This window comes from Nonomuraea antri (genome assembly GCF_013283785.1).
In the GTDB taxonomy this organism is placed as follows: Bacteria; Actinomycetota; Actinomycetes; order Streptosporangiales; family Streptosporangiaceae; genus Nonomuraea; species Nonomuraea antri.
On sequence record NZ_JABCPZ010000244.1, the window covers coordinates 1 to 15,949 of the forward strand.

Sequence of the window (15,949 nt, forward strand, 5' to 3'; positions counted from 1 at the left end):
GGCTGGGGCTGTGGGTGGCGAAGCGGCCCTGGCGGGTGCTGCTGGGCAGCGTGATCGTGCTGGCCGCGCTCGCCGCGCCGGCCCTGGCGCTCAAGCTGGGCCCGCTCGACGACGGGTACGCGGCCAAGGATTCGCCCTCGCGCCGCGCGTACGAGCTGATGGCCGCCGGGTTCGGCCCGGGCAGCAATGGCCCGCTCCTGGTCGTCGCCGAGCTGGACGCCCCGGTCGCCCAGGCGTCCGACCCGCTGGTCGAACGGCTCGAAACGGAGATCAAGGCCGTCGACGGGGTCGAGCACGTGTCGGCGGCCAAGCTGAACACCTCGGGCCGGTCCGTGATGATCCAGGCCGTCACCGCGTACGCGCCGAGCGACGCCAGGACCGCCGAGGCGGTGCGCGACGTCAGGGCGATCTCGGTGCCGGGGGCGCGGGTGCACGTCGGCGGGAAGGTGGCCGCGCTGGCCGACGCCGGTGACCGCATCTCCGAGCGCACCCCGCTGGTCATCGGCGTGGTCGTGCTGCTCAGCGCGTTCCTGCTGCTGCTGGCCTTCCGCGCGCCCGTCGTGGCGGTCAAGGCCGCGCTGATGAACCTCGTCTCGCTCGGGGCCGCGTTCGGCGCGCTGGCGCTGGTGTTCTCGATCGGGCTGGGCAGCGGCCTGGTCGGCATGGACGCGCCCATGTCCGCGGGGTCCTTCACCCAGACGATCTTCTTCTCGGTGCCCATCGAGAGTTACGTGCCGCTGATGTTGTTCGCGGTGCTGTTCGGGCTGTCCATGGACTACGAGGTGTTCCTGCTGACCGCGGTGCGTCAGGCGTACCTGAAGGACCGGGACAACGCGCGCGCGGTGGCCGAGGGACTGGGCTCGACCGGGCGGGTCATCACGTCGGCGGCGTTGATCATGGTGGCGGTGTTCGTGGCGTTCATCGCCTACCCGGATCCGATGGTCAAGACGTTCGGCGTCGGGCTGGCGGTGGCGGTCGCGGTGGACGCCACGATCATCCGGGGCTTCCTGGTGCCGTCGACCATGGTGCTGCTCGGCCGGTTGAACTGGTGGTGCCCGCGCTGGCTGGACCGGCTGCTGCCGAACCTGTCGGTGGAGGGCCACGAGGACGACGAGACGCCGCCAGGCCTGGCGAAGCCGCTGGTGGGCGCCGGTCAGTCGGGGGACTCCAGGTAGCAGGCGGGCACCCAGCCGGAGACGCCGGTGCCGAGATGGTGGCCGTGGTACCAGAGCGTGGCCTCGAACCTGCCGCAGGTGAACGGCCCGTGCCGCTCGCTGCGGTCGGCGGCGAACTGCTCGCCGAGCCCGCCCACGCCCCGCTGGACGGAACCGGCCCGGGGCTCGCTCCAGATCACCACGCCCGGGGCGACGAAGTCGTAGCGCCAGCTCGACCGGGCGTCGGCGGGGCAGGGCGGCAGGGAGAGCGGCAGGGAGAGCGGCAGGGCCGCGGCGAGAGCCGCGGCCGCTCGGCTGAGGTGCACCGGTCCTCCAGGCGTAGGCGTCCGGTCACCCAGCGTAAGGCAACGATCGCCCGGTCAGACCATGTACTGGTCGTGGCGCAGGTACAGCTCGGTCCACTCCTCGCCGGTCAGCGTGCGCCCGCTCACCGCGATCTCGGCCAGCTCCTCGAAGTACGCCTCGCGCGGCGCGCCCGGGGTGAACAGGATCAGCATCGAGGCCGGCTCGCCCGACTCGTTCCTGAACGCGTGGATCCCGCCCTCGGGGACGAACAGGAAGTCACCCGCCCGCCCGTCGACCCAGGAGTCGCCGTTGTAGAGCCTGATCGTGCCGGACAGGACGTAGAACGACTCGGTGATGGTGCGGTGGAAGTGCGGGGCGGGGCCTGACGGCCGCGGGCCCATCTCCCAGCGGTACAGGCCGAACGCGCCGTTCGTGGTGTCGCCGGTGCCGAGGTAGTGCACGTCCGTGCCGCGTTCCGCCGGTGGCGTGCCCGGCGCGTACGTCCGCAGGTCGGGCGGCGCGTCCGCGGCGCGGTGGAAGCCGCCGCTGATGCCGTGCTCGTCGAAGTAACGGGGTTCCGGATACGACATGCCAGGTCCTCTCGATCTTCGGAGGACTTCGAGGGTATCGCCGGTCAGAAGACGATCACCGTGCGGGCCACCGCGCCCGCCCGGACGTGCTCGACGGCCTCGTTGATCTGGTCGAGCGGCAGGCGTTCGGTGATCAGGCCGTCGAGGTCGAGTCGGCCGCGGACGTACTGGTCGGCCAGCATGGGCAGGTCGCGGTGCGGGGCGGCGTCGCCGCCCTGGGTGCCCATGAGGCGGCGGGAGGAGAACAGCAGGCCGGGGTCGAGCTGCACCGGGTGGCCGGCCGGCGGGCTGCCCACCATGACCGTGGTGCCGCCCGGCTGCGTGGCGGCGAAGGCCCGGGCGAGGACGCCGGGCGCGCCGGTGGCGTCGAAGGCGTACTCGGCGCCGCCCCTGACGATCTCGCCGACCTGCCTGGGCAGGTCCTCGGCGAGCAGGGTGTGCGTGGCGCCGAAGCGCTCGGCCAGCTTGAGCTTCTGCTCGGCCACGTCGGCGGCGACGATCGTGGTCGCGCCGGCCAGCACCGCGCCCTGGATGACGTTGAGCCCCACGCCGCCGCAGCCCACCACCAGCACGCTGGAGCCCGCCCGGACCCTGGCCACGTTCATGACCGCGCCGACGCCGGTGATGACGCCGCAGGCCAGCAGGCACATGGCGGCGAAGGGCGCGGCCTTGGTGATCTTCACGCACATGGCCTCGGCGACGACCGCGTACTCGGCGAACGAGCCGATGCCGATGAACCTGCGGGTCTCCTGGCCGTCCAGGGTGAGCCTGGGCGCGCCGCCCATGATGGCGGTCATCCTGGCGGGGCCCGAGCACAGGTGGAAGGCGCCCGCGCCGCACTGGCGGCAGCGCCCGCACGGTCCGCTCATCGAGATGATGACGTGGTCGCCCGGCTTGACCGCGGTGACGCCCGCGCCCACGCTCTCCACGATGCCGGTGCTCTCGTGGCCGAGGACGAACGGCGGCTTCGCGACCACCGGGCTCTTGCCGTCGATGGCCTTGAGGTCGGAGCCGCACACCCCGGACGCCTTGATCTGCACGCGCACCTCGCCGGGGCCCGGGTCGGCGATCTCCACCTCGCGGATCTCCATCGGGGCGTGGAAACCGGTCAGCACGGCGGCGCGCATCAGCATGCGCTCACGCTAGCCCCGGTCCGGCAAGTGAGCAAGCAATTGCTCGGGCGTTGACACCCCTGGACGGCAAACCTACTCTGACGCCAAACCAAGCGAGCGCTAGGCCAAAAGCAGCAAGGCGGAGGCGACATGGTACGGCGGGGCGCGGCGGTGCTCACGATGGCACTGCTCGTAGCCGGGTGTGCGGCCCAGCAGACAGGAACGACAGGCGGCAAGGCAGGCGGCGCCCCGGGCGTCACGGACACCTCCATCAAGGTCGGCGGCGTGCTGACCAAGACCAGCGCGAGCGGTTACTCGACCAAGGACGCGGAACTGGGCGCCAAGGCCAGGTTCGAGCGGGCCAACGCCGAAGGCGGCGTGCACGGCAGGAAGATCGAGTTCCTCGGCGCCGAGGACGACGGCCAGGACGCGGCCAAGGGCGACGCCGCCGCCAAGAAACTCGTCCAGAAGGACCAGGTCTTCGCCCTCGTCCCGGTGCACGCGCCCAACTTCGGCGGCGCGGCCTTCCTGGAGCAGCAGGGCGTGCCGTGGTTCGGCTGGGCCACCGGGCCGCAGTGGTGCGGCACCAGGACCGGCTTCGGCTACAACGGCTGCCTGGCGCCCAAGCAGGGCGCCGGCTCGCAGACCTGGTGGGGACGCCAGATGGCCGAACTGCTCGGCGGCGCCGACGGCAAGACCGTCTACGTGCAGACCTCCGACTCCAGCGGCAGCAAGTACGGCGGCACCACGATCTCCCAGTCGTTCGAGGCCGCCGGGTTCAAGCTGGTCGGCGTCAACTCCGGGCTGCCCGCCGCCGCACCGCCGCCGGACTGGCTGCCGTACGTCGACAAGATCATGACCTCGAACGGCGGCAAGGCCCCCGACGTCGTTGTCTCCGTGATCGCCGGAACCAAGTTCAACGTCGGGCTCTACTCGGCGCTCAAGCGGGCCGGATACCAGGGCGTGCTCACCGACGCCACCAGCTACGACGCCGCCATACTCAAGGACCAGGCCAGCGCGCAGGCGCTGGACGGCGTGGTGGCCGCGCCCATGTTCGAGCCGTTCGAGTCGAGCGCGCCGGAGATCGCCCAGCTCAAGCAGGACGTCGAGAAGGTCGCCCCGGGCGCCACGCTGACCCAGCACCTGGCCATCGGCTACTGGGCGGCCGACATCTTCCTCGACATGCTGGACAAGACCGGCAAGGACCTGACCAGGGAGAAGTTCCTGGCCACCGGCAACGGCCAGTACGCCTACGAGAACGCCGGGTTCGGGAAGATCCAGTATCCCAAGGACCACGACGAGCCCAACGGCTGCGGCGCTCTGGTCAAGCTGGAAGGCGGGGCCTTCCAGGTGGCCAAGAGCATGAAGTGCTTCGACAACGTGCCGCTCAAATGATCCTCGGGTACGTGCTCAGCGGCCTGGTCACCGGGGCCGTCTTCGCCGTCATGGGCTCGGGACTGACCCTGTCGTACGCGGCCACGGGCGTGTTCAACTTCGCCCACGGCGCGATCGGCTTCCTGTCGGCGCTGCTGTTCTACCAGCTCAACGTGGCCGCCGAGCTGCCGGCCTGGCTGTCGGCGGTGCTGTCGATCGGGCTGTTCGCCCCGGCGCTCGGCTACCTGCTGCACCGGTCGATGTTCCGCGGCCTGGCCAGGGCCGGCGAGACCGCGCAGATCGTCGCCACGATCGGGCTCACGATCGCGCTGCCCGCGCTCGGGCTGCTGGTCGTGGACCTGTTCGGGCTGCCCGCCGCGGACAACACCGCGCTGCCGCGCGGCATCGGGCCGCACCCGGCCCAGGCGTTCGACGTCCTCGGCGTGCACCTGGACACCGACCAGCTCATCACGTTCGCGTTCGCGGTGGTGGCCGCGGCCGGGCTGTGGGCGTTCATGCGGCACACGCCGTACGGGCTGCGCATGCGCGCCTGCGTCGACCGGCGGCGGCTGGCCACGCTGCGCGGCATCGACGAGGACGCCACCTCCGCGCTGGCCTGGATGCTCGGCTCCGGCCTGGCCGGTCTGGCCGGGGTGCTGGCCGTGTCGGTGCTCGGCCTGGACGCCACCGCCTACACGGTGCTGCTGTTCGCCTCGGCCACGGCCGCGGTGTTCGGCCGGCTGCGCTCGATCCCCGTGACGTTCGCGGCCGGGCTGGCGCTGGGCGTGGTGCAGAACCTCGTCGCCGGGTACACCGACTTCCTCGAGGAGATCACCGGGCTGCGTACCGCCGTGCCGGTGATCCTGCTGTTCGCCGGGCTCGTCCTGCTCAACAGGTCGCGTGAGCGGGTGGCGGGCAGCGCGGCCGAGGACGCGCCGCCGCCCGACCACCTGGCCGGCGTGCCGCTCTGGCGGCGGCGGGCGCCGTGGCTGGTGGGGCTGGCCGCGCTGCTCGTGCTCACCTTCGTCCTGCCCGAGTACTACGTGGGCATCGCCGCGCACGGGCTGGTGCTGGCGCTGATCTTCTGCTCGTTCGTGGTGGTCACCGGCATCGGCGGCATGGTCAACCTGGCCCAGGCCGCGTTCGCCGCGATGGCCGCGCTGACCTGCGGGTGGGCGTTCTCGTCCGGGCTGCCGATCTTCGTGGCGATCGTGCTCGGCGTGCTGGCGGCCGCCGCCGTCGGGCTGCTGGTGGCGCTGCCCGCGCTGCGGCTGGGCGGCCGGGTGCTGACGCTGGCCACGCTGGCCCTGGCGCTGCTGGCCGACCAGGTGCTCTTCCAGGTGGACGCGTTCAGCAACGGGACGATCGGCTGGCCGCTGCCCGCGCTCGACCTCGGCTTCGGCCAGACCGCCGACCCCCGGGTGCGGGTGGTGCTGCTGCTGGCGCTGATCGGGCTGGTCGGCCTGCTGGTGCGCAACCTCGAACGGTCGGCCTCCGGACGGGCGATCCTGGCGGTGCGCTCGGCCCCGGCGGCGGCCACCACGTCCGGGTTGTCGGCGGCCCGGACCAAGATCACGCTGTTCGTGCTGGCCTCGGCCGTCGCCGGGCTCGGCGGCGTGCTGTTCGCGATCTCCAAGGGCTCGATCACGGCCACCGATCTGCCCGCGTTCACCGGGTTCGTCTGGCTGGCCGTGGTGGTGCTCCAGGGCGTGCGCCGGATCGGCGGCGCGGTGCTCGGCGGGATCATCGCCGTCGTCGTCCCAGAACTGCTGCTCACCTGGGACGTCTCCGCGCACGTCGGCGCCATCCTGTTCGGCGCGGGCGGCATGATCCTGGCCAGGCATCCCGACGGCGTGCTCGCCCAGTTCGCCGAGTCCCGCCACCGGCGCGGGCAACGCGCCCAGGCCCGGACCCCCGAGCTCGGGCGCGAGCCCGGCCCGGCGGTGGCGGTCGCGCGGGAGGAGCCCGAGGAGACGGGTACGGCGTTGTTCCGCCTGGACGGCGTGGTCGCCGGGTACGCCGACTGCACCGTGCTGCGCGGGGTGACGCTGGACGTCCGCCCGGGCGAGGTGGTCGCGCTGCTCGGGGCCAACGGCGCGGGCAAGTCGACCACCTGCGCCGTCGCCGCCGGAGACGTCCCGGTGACCGCGGGACGAGTGCTGCTCGACGGGCAGGACGTCACCCGCTGGCCGGCCCACCGCCGGGCCAGGGCCGGGGTGCTGCTGGCGCCCGAGGGCCGGGGCGTGTTCCCCGGGCTGACCGTCGAGGAGAACCTGCGTACCTGGCTGGACGATCCCGAGCCCGTCTACGACCGGCTGCCGCAGCTCGGCGCGCGGCGTACCGTGCTCGCCGGCGCGCTGTCGGGCGGCGAGCAGCAGCTGCTCACGCTCGCGCCCGCGCTCGTCCGCCCGCCCCGGGTGCTGATCGCCGACGAGCCGTCATTGGGGCTCGCGCCGCTGGTGGTGCGGCAGGTGTTCGACGTCTTCACCGAGCTGCGCGCCCGCGGGGTGGCGTTGCTGCTGGTGGAGGAGAAGGCCACCGAGGCGCTGGCGATCGCCGACCGGGTGGCGTTCATGCGGCTGGGCCGCGTCACCTGGACGGGTCCGCGCTCCGAGGTGGACGGTGACCGGCTGACCGAGGCGTACCTGGGGGTGAGCTGATGCTGGCGATCGAGGCTGTGTCGGTGGCGTTCGGCGGGGTCAGGGCGCTGGACGAGGTGTCGTTCGAGGTCGGCGCGGGCCAGGTGTGCGGCGTGATCGGCCCGAACGGCGCGGGCAAGACCACGCTGTTCGACGTGGTGTCCGGGCTGCGCAGACCGCTCGCCGGCCGGGTCAGCGTGGCCGGGCGCGACCTGACCGGCGTGCCGGCGCTGCGCCGGGCCCGCGACGGGGTGCGCAGGACGTTCCAGCGCACCCAGGTGTTCGGCCGGCTGAGCGTGGCCGACAACGTGCTGGCCGCGCTCGACTGGCGCGGCGGCGGTGGCGGGCTGCCCGCCGACCTGGTCGGCTGGCCGGGACGGCGGGCCAGGGAGCGCGAGCGGCGGGAACGGGTGGCCGAGGTGCTGGAGTTGTGCGGGCTCGACGCGGTACGCGACGCCTACGCCGCGGCGCTGCCGGTGGGCCAGCGGCGGCTGGTCGAGCTGGCCCGCGCGCTGGCTGACCGGCCCGGGCTGCTGCTGCTCGACGAGCCCACCTCCGGCCTGGACGCCGAGCAGACCGCCAGGCTGGGCGAGGTGATCGGCGGGCTGGACACGACGGTGCTGCTGGTCGAGCACGACATGGGCTTCGTCATGGAGACCTGCGACCGGCTCGTCGTGCTCGACCTGGGCAAGGTGATCGCGACCGGGAGCCCGGCCGAGATCAGGGGGAATCCGGTGGTCAGGGCGGCGTACCTGGGGTGAGCGAGGGGTCAGAAGGGCGGCGCGGCGCGGAAGGCGTCGAGCAGGTGGGCACGCACCCGGGCGACCGCCGGCCGGGCCGGGGCGCCCGAGCGGACGGCCAGGTAGCCGGTGTTGATCGGCGCCACCTCCGGCTCGGCCAGCGCGACCAGCCGCCCGGCCGCCAGGTCGCCCCGGCACAGGTACGCCGGCAGCACCGACATCCCCATCCCCGCCAGGACCGCGCTCCGCACGCCACGCAGGTCCGGCACCACCACCTGGGCCGTCATCGTGGACCGCCGGCCGAACACGGTCCGCCAGTACCGCCGCACGATGGGCAGCTCCTCCGCGTACGCCACCACGGGGAGCGCCGCGAGCGGTTCGTCCCCGGCGGCCAGCTCGGGGGCGGCGACCAGGATGAACTCCTCGTCGTAGACCGGGTCGGCCAGCACGCCGCGCATCCGGGGCCGGATCGTGGAGATCACCAGGTCGAGCCGCCCCGCGGCCAGGCCGGCCAGCAGGTCGTCGGCCAGCCCGAGCGTGGTGCGCACCCGCAACCCGGCCCTGACCAGCGGCGCCAGCATGGGGATCACCTGCTCGCAGAGGAATTCGGCCGGCCCGCCCAGGTGCACGGCCTCCTCGGCGGGCAGCTCGGCCGAGACCACCTCGTCCAGCGCGTCGAGCGCGCCCGACACCCGGCGGGCCAGCTCGTCGGCGGCGGCGGTCGGCGCGACCCCGCGCGGCAGCCGGTCGAACAGCGGCCGGTCGAGCGTCGACTCCAGGGTCTTGATCTGGGCGGTCACGGCCGGCTGTGACAGGCCGAGCGTCTGGGCGGCGGCCGTGATGGAGCCCGTCCTGTGCACGGCGAGGAAGGTCTTGAGCAGATCCAGCGAGAGCGACACATCAGTATTCTGATGCCTGAAGGGCTGTTTGGTTATTTGTCGCTGATGGCGGCCGCCGGGCATGCTGCCGGGTATGACCAAACGCATTCTGATCGCCCTGACCAGCCACGACGACCTCGGCGGCCGCCGGAGCACCGGCTACTACGTGCCCGAGGCCGCCCACCCCTGGCACGTCTTCACCAAGGCCGGACACCAGGTGGACGTGGCCAGCGTGCGCGGCGGCGAACCGCCCCGGGACGGCTTCGACCCCGGTGACCCCGTCCAGGCCGACTTCCTGGCCGAGCTGGCGCGGCGCGGCGGCACCGCCAGGCTCGCCGACGTCGACCCGGCCGGCTACGACGCCGTCCTGTACGCCGGCGGGCACGGCACCATGTGGGACTTCCCCGGCGACCCGGGCGTCCAGCGGGTCGGCCGCGAGGTGTACGAGCGCGGCGGCGTGGTCGCGGCCGTCTGCCACGGCCCGGCCGCGCTGGTGAACCTCACCCTGTCCGACGGCACGCACCTGGTGTCGGGCAGGCGGGTGGCCGCGTTCACCAACGCCGAGGAGTCGGCCGTCGGACTGACGGACGTGGTGCCGTTCCTGCTGGCCGACGCGCTGACGGCGAGCGGCGCCGAGCACGTGCCAGGCGCCGACTTCCAGCCGCGGGTGGAGGTGGACGGCCGCCTGGTCACCGGGCAGAACCCGGCCAGCGCTACCCCGCTGGCCGAGCGGGTGGTGGAACTGCTCGGCTGATACGTGGTTGTGCGGCGGCGGCCGGGCGGCCGACGATCGAGGGGTAGCCCAGGAGAAGGGGGAACACCCATGGCCTTCCACCCGAACCTCGATCCCGAGCTCCGCGCCGCGCTGGAGCGGGAGCCGCTGCCCCCGTTCGACGTCGCCGCGCTGACGTACGAGCGGCTCGCCGTGGAGCGGGCGCAGGCGCACGCCCTGATCGCGGCGGCGCCGCGGCGGGCGACGGACGTGGCGATCGAGGACCGGCACGTCCCGGGCCCGGAGGGGGCGCCGGACGTGCGGCTGCGGATCTACCGGCCGGACGGCGACCCGGCCGAGCGCCCTGGCCTCTACTGGATCCACGGCGGCGGCATGATCATGGGGACGCCCGAGGGCAACGACGACCAGCTCATCGAATACGTGGAGGAGCTCGGGCTGGTGGCGGTCTCGGTCGATTACCGGCTCGCGCCGGAGCACCCGCACCCCGCGCCGGTCGAGGACTGCTACGCGGGCCTGGCCTGGACCGCCAAGAACGCGGGTGAGCTGGGCCTCGACCCGGCCAGGCTGGCGGTCGGCGGGGGCAGCGCGGGCGGTGGTCTCGCCGCCGCGACCGTGCTGCTCGCCCGCGACAGGGGCGGGCCCGAGGTGGCCTTCCAGCTGCTCGTCTGCCCGATGCTGGACGACCGCAACACCACCCCGTCCAGCCACGAGTTCGCCACGGCCGTGGTCTGGGACAGGGCCGCCAACCTGTACGGCTGGAAGGCGCTGCTCGGCGACCTGGCCGGGACCGACGACGTGTCGCCGTACGCCGCGCCGGCCCGGGCCACCGACCTGGCCGGGCTGCCGCCGGCGTTCATCGACGTCGGTGAGCTGGAGGTGTTCAGGGACGAGTGCGCCGACTACGCGCTGCGGCTGGCGCGGGCCGGGGTGTCGACCGAGTTCCACCTGTATCCGGGGGCCTTCCACGGGTTCGACGTCATGGTGCCCGGGGTCGAGCTGAGCAGGCGGGCCGCGGCCACGCGCAAGGCGGCGCTGGCCCGCGCCCTGCGGCGCTGACCTCGGGGGACTGGTCAGCGTACCAAGCGCGCGCTAGGTTGGTCATCGTGGATCTCGACTACACCCGCGCCGAGCAGGACTTCCGTGCCGAGGTTCGCCGGTGGCTGACCGAGAACGGGCCGGGACCGCTGCCGTCCATGGACACCCCCGAGGGCTTCGCCGCGCACCGGGCCTGGGAGGCGCGGCTGGCCGGGGAACGGCTGTCCGTCGTCTCCTGGCCACGGGAGTACGGCGGGCGCGGCGCCTCCCTGATCGAATGGCTGATCTTCGAGGAGGAGTACTGGGCGGCCGGCGCACCGCCCAGAGTCACCCAGAACGGGATCTTCCTCCTCGCCCCCACCCTCATGAGATTCGGCACCGACGAGCAGCGCGCCCGCTGGCTGCCCAGGATGGCCAGGGCCGACGACGTCTGGGCCCAGGCCTGGTCCGAGCCCGAGGCCGGCAGCGACCTGGCCGCGCTCACCGCCAGGGCCGAGCCCGTACCCGGCGGGTGGCGGCTCTACGGGCAGAAGACGTGGAGCTCCCGGGCCGCCTACGCCGGCCACGGGTTCGGGCTCTTCCGCACCTCGGGCGCCCGGCATCACGGGCTGACCTACTTCCTGTTCCCCCTGGACGACGTCACGGTTCGGCCGATCGCCCAGCTCGACGGGCTGCCCGGATTCGCCGAACTGTTCTTCGACGGGGTGTTCGTCCCTGACGAGCTGGTGCTCGGCGAGGTCGGCCAGGGCTGGCGCATCGCGATGGCCACCACGTCGTCCGAGCGCGGCCTGGCCCTGCGCAGCCCCGGCCGGTTCCTGGCCACCGCCGACCGGCTCGTCGCGCTGGCCAGGGACTCCGGTGACGACGCGCTCCTGGACCGGGCCGCGCGCTGCTGGGTGGAGGCGGAGGCGTACCGGCTGCACACGTACGGGACCGCGCGCAGGCTCATGTCGGGCGCCGAGCTCGGGCCGGCCGCGAGCCTGGGGAAGGTGTTCTGGTCCGAGCTCGACCTGCGCATGCACGGGCTGGCCATGGAACTGCTCGGCGAGGAGGCCGGGCGCACGTCCTGGCTGGACGGCTTCCTGTTCGCGCTGGCGGGGCCGATCTACGCGGGCACGAACGAGATCCAGCGCAACATCGTCGCCGAACGCGTCCTGGGACTGCCGCGATGAACCTGGTGCTGGAGCCGCCGCGATGAACCTGGTGCTGGAGCTGCCGCGATGAACTTCATCTGGACCGACGAACAGCTCGCGCTCGGCGCGACCGTCCGTGACGTGCTGCGCGCGCACTGCCCGCCCGCCGCGCTGCGCACCGAGCGCCGCCCGGCCTGGGAACAGCTCGCCGAGCTGGGCTTCTTCGGGCTGCTCGCACCCCAGGAGTGCGACGGGCTCGGGCTCGCGCTGACCGACGTGCTGCCCGCGCTGGAGGAGACGGGACGGGCGTGCCTGCCGGGCCCGGTCGTGGACACCGCGATCGCGGCGCCGTACCTGGTGGACGAGGTGCCGAAACTCGTCTCCGGGGCGGTCACCGTCGCCGTGATCCCGCCCGGCCAGGAGTACGCCGCCGACGCCGACCTCGCGGACCTGCTGATCGTCGCAGGCCCCGACGGCCTGCGCCAGGTGGACCGGGCCTCGGCACGCCTGACGCCGGTGCCGGGCGCCGACCCCTGCCGCCGCCTGTTCGAGGTCGCCTTCGACCCCGGCGAGTCCGTACGGCTGGCCGCCGCGCCCGAGCCCGCGCTGCACCGGGCCACGGTCGCGACCGCCGCACAGCTCATCGGCGTGGCACGGGAACTGCTGGACGCCTCGGTGACCTACGCCCGCGCGCGCCGCCAGTTCGGCACCGCGATCGGGACGTTCCAGGCGGTCAAGCACCGGCTGGCCGATGTGGCGATCGACGTGGAATTCGCGGCGCCGCTGGTGTGTCGAGCGGCTTTGTCCGTGGATCGGGGGACATCCACCGGCGAGCGGGATGTGAGCGCGGCCAAGGCCGCTGCCGGAGAAGCGGCTTGTGCGGCGGCCCGAGCGGCTTTGCAGGTGCATGGGGCGATCGGCTACACCGAGGAGCTCGACCTGCGGTTCTGGCTGGCCCGCGCCTGGTCGCTGTCGGCCGCCTACGGAACCTCCGCCGAGCACCGGCGCGGAGTCCGCGACCACCTCACCCGCGACCTGCGGCGCTACCCGTGAAGTACGGGGTGCCGCTGGGGCTGCTCCACCCGGACGCGTGGAAGGACGTCGCGGTCGCCGCCGACGAGCTGGGCTTCGAGTCGATCTGGCTGCCCGAGCACCTGGTCTTCGCCACCGACCTGTCCACCGCCGTCTACCCGGGCACCTCCGACCCGGGCATCAGGCCCACGACGCCGCTGTTCGACGCGCCCGCCTACCTGTGCTGGCTGGCCGGGCTGACGTCCAGGGTCAGGCTCGGCACCGCCGTCTACCTGCTCGCGTTGCGGCACCCGTTCGTGTCGGCCCGGGCGTTCGCGACCCTGGACGCCGTCTCCGGCGGACGGGCGATCTGCGGCATCGGAGCGGGCTGGTACCGGGGTGAGTGGGACGCCGCCGGTGTCCCGTTCACCAACCGGGGCGGCCGGCTGGACGAGGCGATCGAGATCGTCCGGCGGCTCTGGCGCGAGCCCGTCATCACCCATTCCGGGACCTTCTACGCCTTCCCCGAGGTCGCCTTCGAGCCCAAGCCCGTCCAGGACCGGCTGCCCATCCTGGCCGGCGGTGAATCACCCGCCGCGCTGCGCCGAGCGGCGCGGCTGTGCGACGGGTGGATCAGCATGCCGCACACGCTGGAGTCCATCCGGCCGCAACTGGCCAGGCTCGGCGCGGGCGTACCCGTCACCGCGCACGCCTACGCCCTCGCCTCGCCCGATGAGGTGGCGTCGTGGGCGGCGCTGGGAGTGGAACGGCTGATCGTCCGTCCGTGGGAACGCAGCAGGGACGCGGTGACCCGACTCGCCGCCTTCGCCGCCGAATACGGGGTCGCTAACAGCGGCGGACCCGGCTCTTCCTGAAATGAACGGTCGTGCAGTTACCGGACGACGACGAGCTTTCCGTGGGCGTCGGCTCTTCCGTGTCCGGCTCGGTATAAGTTTCGTCGTCTTCTGCGGACGTTTCCTCGATGGCCGCCTGGCTGCCTTTCCCGCCGCCGCGTCTGGCCCGGTAGGTTTCGCCCCAGCCGAACAAATAGAACGAGCCGCGCACGGCTTTCTCCGTCACCGCCGGGACGTGGCCGGTCAGTGGCAGGTAATACCAGGCGTGGCCTTCGTCCTCGTCGTCACACCGGCCGTCGAACACGCGCATGCGGGTACGTGATTTCACGCAGACCTCGACGAGGTCGTAGCTCTCGTCGACCTTGGCGTCCGCGCTGCGTCCGCCCTTCCTGGCAGCGCGGTACGCCTCGCCGTCCTCCGGCCACCCGAACGCGCCACCCCGGGCCTTCCTGCCCACGGCGGGCACTGTCGAGGGTGAGGGCAGGAAATACCAGGAATGGCCTTTCTCATCGTCGTCGCAGGGCTGATCGACGACGCGGGCCTGGCTCTTCTTCGTCACGCAAATCGCCAGGTATTCCTTCTCCACCTCCTCCTCCACCGGTTCCTCCTCCTCTTCTTCCCAAGGTTCCATGGAGGGCTGGGGGTTCTGGTATTCGGGGCTGCGAGTGGGGGTGGTGCAGGCCGTGGCGAACAACGAAACGACCAGGCCGAGGAAGGCTAAGCGTAAGGCGGTGGGGGGCAACAGTCCTCACATTCCCGATTTTCCGGTCAATGCCGGACCGTCAAACGAAAGACCCAATCCCAGAGTTCCTGCCCAGCCGCCGCCACGCGCTGGGGGTGGGACGTGGCCATCGCCCGGCCTCCCGTACCCCGGAGGACCGGCCGCCCTCGTTCGCGGCGCGCCCACGCCATCGCGCCCGGACGCCCGCGCCATCGCACCCGGACGCACGCGGCCGTGTCATCGCGCCCGGACGCACGCGGCCGTGTCACCGCGCCCGGGCGCGCGTGGCCGTGTCACCGCGCCCAGAGGCGCACGAACGTGCCATGGCATCCGGGCGCCCGCGAACGTGCCGTCACGCCCCAACGGGCGTGCCGTCACACCCGGCGGGCGCGAACTGCGCCGCTACATCCGGCGGGCGTGAACGTACCGTCACAGCCGGCGGGCGCGAACTGTGCCGTCACATCCCAACGGGCGCGGACCGAGCGATCGCGCCTGGGCGCATGCGTGCCCGGGTGGGCGACTGTCCGGGCGTGCGGGCTCAGCCGGCGGCGCCGACCCCGGCGAAGTCGGCCGGTGTGCTGGAGGGCGGCGCGCCACGATGGCGGCGGCCACGCAGCGGGGCGTCCTGGACGAACGGCTGATGCTCCGCCACCCCGGCCCCCATGGGCGCCACGCCGCTCGCGTGGGGTGCGATGCCGCTTCCGTGGGGTGCCCTGGTGCTTTCGTGGGGTGCCATGGTGCGTCCGGTCGGTGCCGCGTCGCGTGGTGCGGGTGCCGCGTCGCGGTGGCGGCGGCCGCGCGGCGGGGTCTCGATCCAGGCGGTCATCGGGTCACTCACGGGACGCTCCCCGCGCCGCCGCCGGCCCTGGTACGGCGACGCGCCGTCGCCGGCCCGCAGCTCCAGTGCGGCACCCGAACCGACCGAACCTGAACCGACCAGACCTGAAGCCGCGGGACCCGAAGCCGCAGGACCCGGTCCCATCGAGCGCGGGTCGTTAGGTGTGGCGGAAGTGGTGGTGGCGCGCGGATCCTGGGCACCGCCGGAGGCCGCGGACCACGGGTCCCAGGCCGCTCCCGTCCCGGCCGGCTGGTGGGCGCGTGTCGAGGGGGAGCCGGGGGTGAGCCGGGCCACGGGGAAGGGGTTGAAGGGTGCCGTCTCAAGACCGGCCGAGCCGCTGACCGTCCTGCCCGCCCTAACGTCCAGGGCGGCGGTCGCGTGCGGCGCAAGGTCCTCGTGGGCGGCGTGCCCCATCTCGACGACCGTCTCACGCGACGCCCGGGCGCCACGCCGGTGCCTGGCGGCCGCGGCGGGCACGTCGGCCGGGCGACGGCGACGACGGCGGCGGGTGCGGCCGGCGGATTCCCCACGCGAGGCCGTCACGGAACCCTCACCCGCGACCCCAGTGCCCGCAGTCTCAAGGGCTGCGGTTTCAAGGGCTGCGGTCTCGAAGGCTGCGGTCTCAAGGGCTGTGCTCCCACGGGCTGCGGTCCCACGGGCTGCGGCCCCGGAGCCCGCGACCCGAGTACCCGCGACCCCAGCGCCCGCGACCCCAGCGCCCGCGATCCCAGCGCCTGCGGCCCGGGTGCCTGCGACCCCAGCGCCCGCAGCCCGGGTGCCCGCGACCCACAAGTCCGTGGCGGCCGCGGCGTTGGCGGCCCGGAGAGGGGA

At 73.3% G+C, this 15,949-nt stretch carries 15 protein-coding genes; 9 read left to right on the forward strand and 6 right to left on the reverse strand.

Annotation, left to right across the window (positions count from 1 at the left end; genetic code table 11):
• Positions 1-1,175, forward strand: a 1,175-nt coding sequence (locus HII36_RS45915) for an MMPL family transporter (protein ID WP_173529668.1), incomplete at its 5' end; no start/stop codon positions are given.
• Here the strand turns inward: HII36_RS45915 and HII36_RS45920 are convergent.
• Genes HII36_RS45920 through HII36_RS45930 form a run of 3 tightly spaced genes read right to left on the reverse strand, consistent with a single transcriptional unit; the run spans position 1,154 to position 3,183 of the window.
• A complete protein-coding gene (locus HII36_RS45920; RefSeq protein WP_173529669.1) occupies positions 1,154-1,480 on the reverse strand; it encodes a hypothetical protein in 327 nt (108 codons plus the stop codon). The two genes, HII36_RS45915 and HII36_RS45920, sit on opposite strands and share 22 nt — an antisense overlap.
• Positions 1,481-1,534: 54 nt before the next feature.
• Positions 1,535-2,050, reverse strand: coding sequence for a cupin domain-containing protein (locus HII36_RS45925; RefSeq protein ID WP_173529670.1), 516 nt, complete (start codon positions 2,048-2,050; stop codon positions 1,535-1,537).
• A 44-nt stretch (positions 2,051-2,094) separates the two neighbouring features.
• Positions 2,095-3,183, reverse strand: a complete 1,089-nt coding sequence (locus tag HII36_RS45930) for an alcohol dehydrogenase catalytic domain-containing protein (RefSeq protein WP_173529671.1) — start codon at positions 3,181-3,183, stop codon at positions 2,095-2,097.
• 159 nt (positions 3,184-3,342) lie between these two features.
• On the opposite strand from HII36_RS45930, the gene HII36_RS45935 reads away from it, so the two are divergent.
• From HII36_RS45935 to HII36_RS45945, 3 genes are read left to right on the forward strand one after another with little or no spacing between them, the layout of a single operon-like run.
• The gene (locus HII36_RS45935; protein WP_173529672.1) at positions 3,343-4,557 is read left to right on the forward strand and encodes an ABC transporter substrate-binding protein; all 1,215 of its coding nucleotides are present in this window, start codon (positions 3,343-3,345) and stop codon (positions 4,555-4,557) included.
• Positions 4,554-7,196, forward strand: a complete 2,643-nt coding sequence (locus HII36_RS45940) for an ABC transporter permease subunit (RefSeq protein ID WP_173529673.1) — start codon at positions 4,554-4,556, stop codon at positions 7,194-7,196. The genes HII36_RS45935 and HII36_RS45940 overlap by 4 nt, the downstream gene beginning before the upstream one ends.
• Positions 7,196-7,936 (forward strand): ABC transporter ATP-binding protein, encoded by a 741-nt coding sequence (locus HII36_RS45945; RefSeq protein ID WP_173529674.1) that lies wholly within the window; start codon positions 7,196-7,198, stop codon positions 7,934-7,936. Before HII36_RS45940 ends, HII36_RS45945 begins: the two co-directional genes overlap by 1 nt.
• 8 nt (positions 7,937-7,944) lie before the next feature.
• Here HII36_RS45945 and HII36_RS45950 read toward each other — a convergent pair whose 3' ends face one another.
• Positions 7,945-8,814: a LysR family transcriptional regulator gene (locus HII36_RS45950; protein ID WP_328808193.1), complete on the reverse strand. Its 870-nt coding sequence runs from the start codon at positions 8,812-8,814 to the stop codon at positions 7,945-7,947.
• Positions 8,815-8,887: 73 nt separating this feature from the next.
• Here HII36_RS45950 and HII36_RS45955 point away from each other — a divergent pair, with 73 nt between their 5' ends.
• From HII36_RS45955 to HII36_RS45975, 5 genes are all read left to right on the forward strand, one after another.
• Entirely contained in the window at positions 8,888-9,547 is a 660-nt protein-coding gene (locus HII36_RS45955; RefSeq protein ID WP_173529675.1) for a type 1 glutamine amidotransferase domain-containing protein, read from the forward strand.
• Positions 9,548-9,616: 69 nt separating this feature from the next.
• Positions 9,617-10,582, forward strand: coding sequence for an alpha/beta hydrolase (locus HII36_RS45960; protein WP_173529676.1), 966 nt, complete (start codon positions 9,617-9,619; stop codon positions 10,580-10,582).
• A gap of 47 nt (positions 10,583-10,629) precedes the next feature.
• Positions 10,630-11,733, forward strand: a complete 1,104-nt coding sequence (locus HII36_RS45965) for an acyl-CoA dehydrogenase family protein (RefSeq protein WP_173529677.1) — start codon at positions 10,630-10,632, stop codon at positions 11,731-11,733.
• Positions 11,734-11,781: 48 nt separating this feature from the next.
• Positions 11,782-12,747 (forward strand): acyl-CoA dehydrogenase family protein, encoded by a 966-nt coding sequence (locus HII36_RS45970; protein ID WP_173529678.1) that lies wholly within the window; start codon positions 11,782-11,784, stop codon positions 12,745-12,747.
• A complete protein-coding gene (locus HII36_RS45975; RefSeq protein ID WP_173529679.1) occupies positions 12,744-13,580 on the forward strand; it encodes a TIGR03619 family F420-dependent LLM class oxidoreductase in 837 nt (278 codons plus the stop codon). Before HII36_RS45970 ends, HII36_RS45975 begins: the two co-directional genes overlap by 4 nt.
• On the opposite strand, the gene HII36_RS45980 is transcribed toward HII36_RS45975, so the two are convergent.
• Both HII36_RS45980 and HII36_RS45985 read right to left on the reverse strand, forming a co-directional pair.
• Positions 13,552-14,157 carry a hypothetical protein gene (locus tag HII36_RS45980; protein WP_173529680.1) on the reverse strand — a complete coding sequence of 202 codons (606 nt, stop codon included), beginning with the start codon at positions 14,155-14,157 and terminating at the stop codon, positions 13,552-13,554. The two genes, HII36_RS45975 and HII36_RS45980, sit on opposite strands and share 29 nt — an antisense overlap.
• 661 nt (positions 14,158-14,818) lie before the next feature.
• On the reverse strand, positions 14,819-15,118 hold the full coding sequence (locus HII36_RS45985; RefSeq protein ID WP_173529681.1) for a hypothetical protein: 300 nt from the start codon (positions 15,116-15,118) through the stop codon (positions 14,819-14,821).
• Positions 15,119-15,949: the final 831 nt, after the last annotated feature.

What these genes read in the sequence shown, in the direction of transcription:
- HII36_RS45925 (WP_173529670.1), bottom strand. Translation starts at nt 2,050, where the DNA reads ATGTCGTATCCGGAACCCCGTTACTTCGACGAGCACGGCATCAGCGGC.
- HII36_RS45945 (WP_173529674.1), top strand. Translation starts at nt 7,196, where the DNA reads ATGCTGGCGATCGAGGCTGTGTCGGTGGCGTTCGGCGGGGTCAGGGCG.
- HII36_RS45955 (WP_173529675.1), top strand. Translation starts at nt 8,888, where the DNA reads ATGACCAAACGCATTCTGATCGCCCTGACCAGCCACGACGACCTCGGC.
- HII36_RS45930 (WP_173529671.1), bottom strand. Translation starts at nt 3,183, where the DNA reads ATGCTGATGCGCGCCGCCGTGCTGACCGGTTTCCACGCCCCGATGGAG.
- HII36_RS45935 (WP_173529672.1), top strand. Translation starts at nt 3,343, where the DNA reads ATGGCACTGCTCGTAGCCGGGTGTGCGGCCCAGCAGACAGGAACGACA.
- HII36_RS45970 (WP_173529678.1), top strand. Translation starts at nt 11,782, where the DNA reads ATGAACTTCATCTGGACCGACGAACAGCTCGCGCTCGGCGCGACCGTC.
- HII36_RS45940 (WP_173529673.1), top strand. Translation starts at nt 4,554, where the DNA reads ATGATCCTCGGGTACGTGCTCAGCGGCCTGGTCACCGGGGCCGTCTTC.
- HII36_RS45960 (WP_173529676.1), top strand. Translation starts at nt 9,617, where the DNA reads ATGGCCTTCCACCCGAACCTCGATCCCGAGCTCCGCGCCGCGCTGGAG.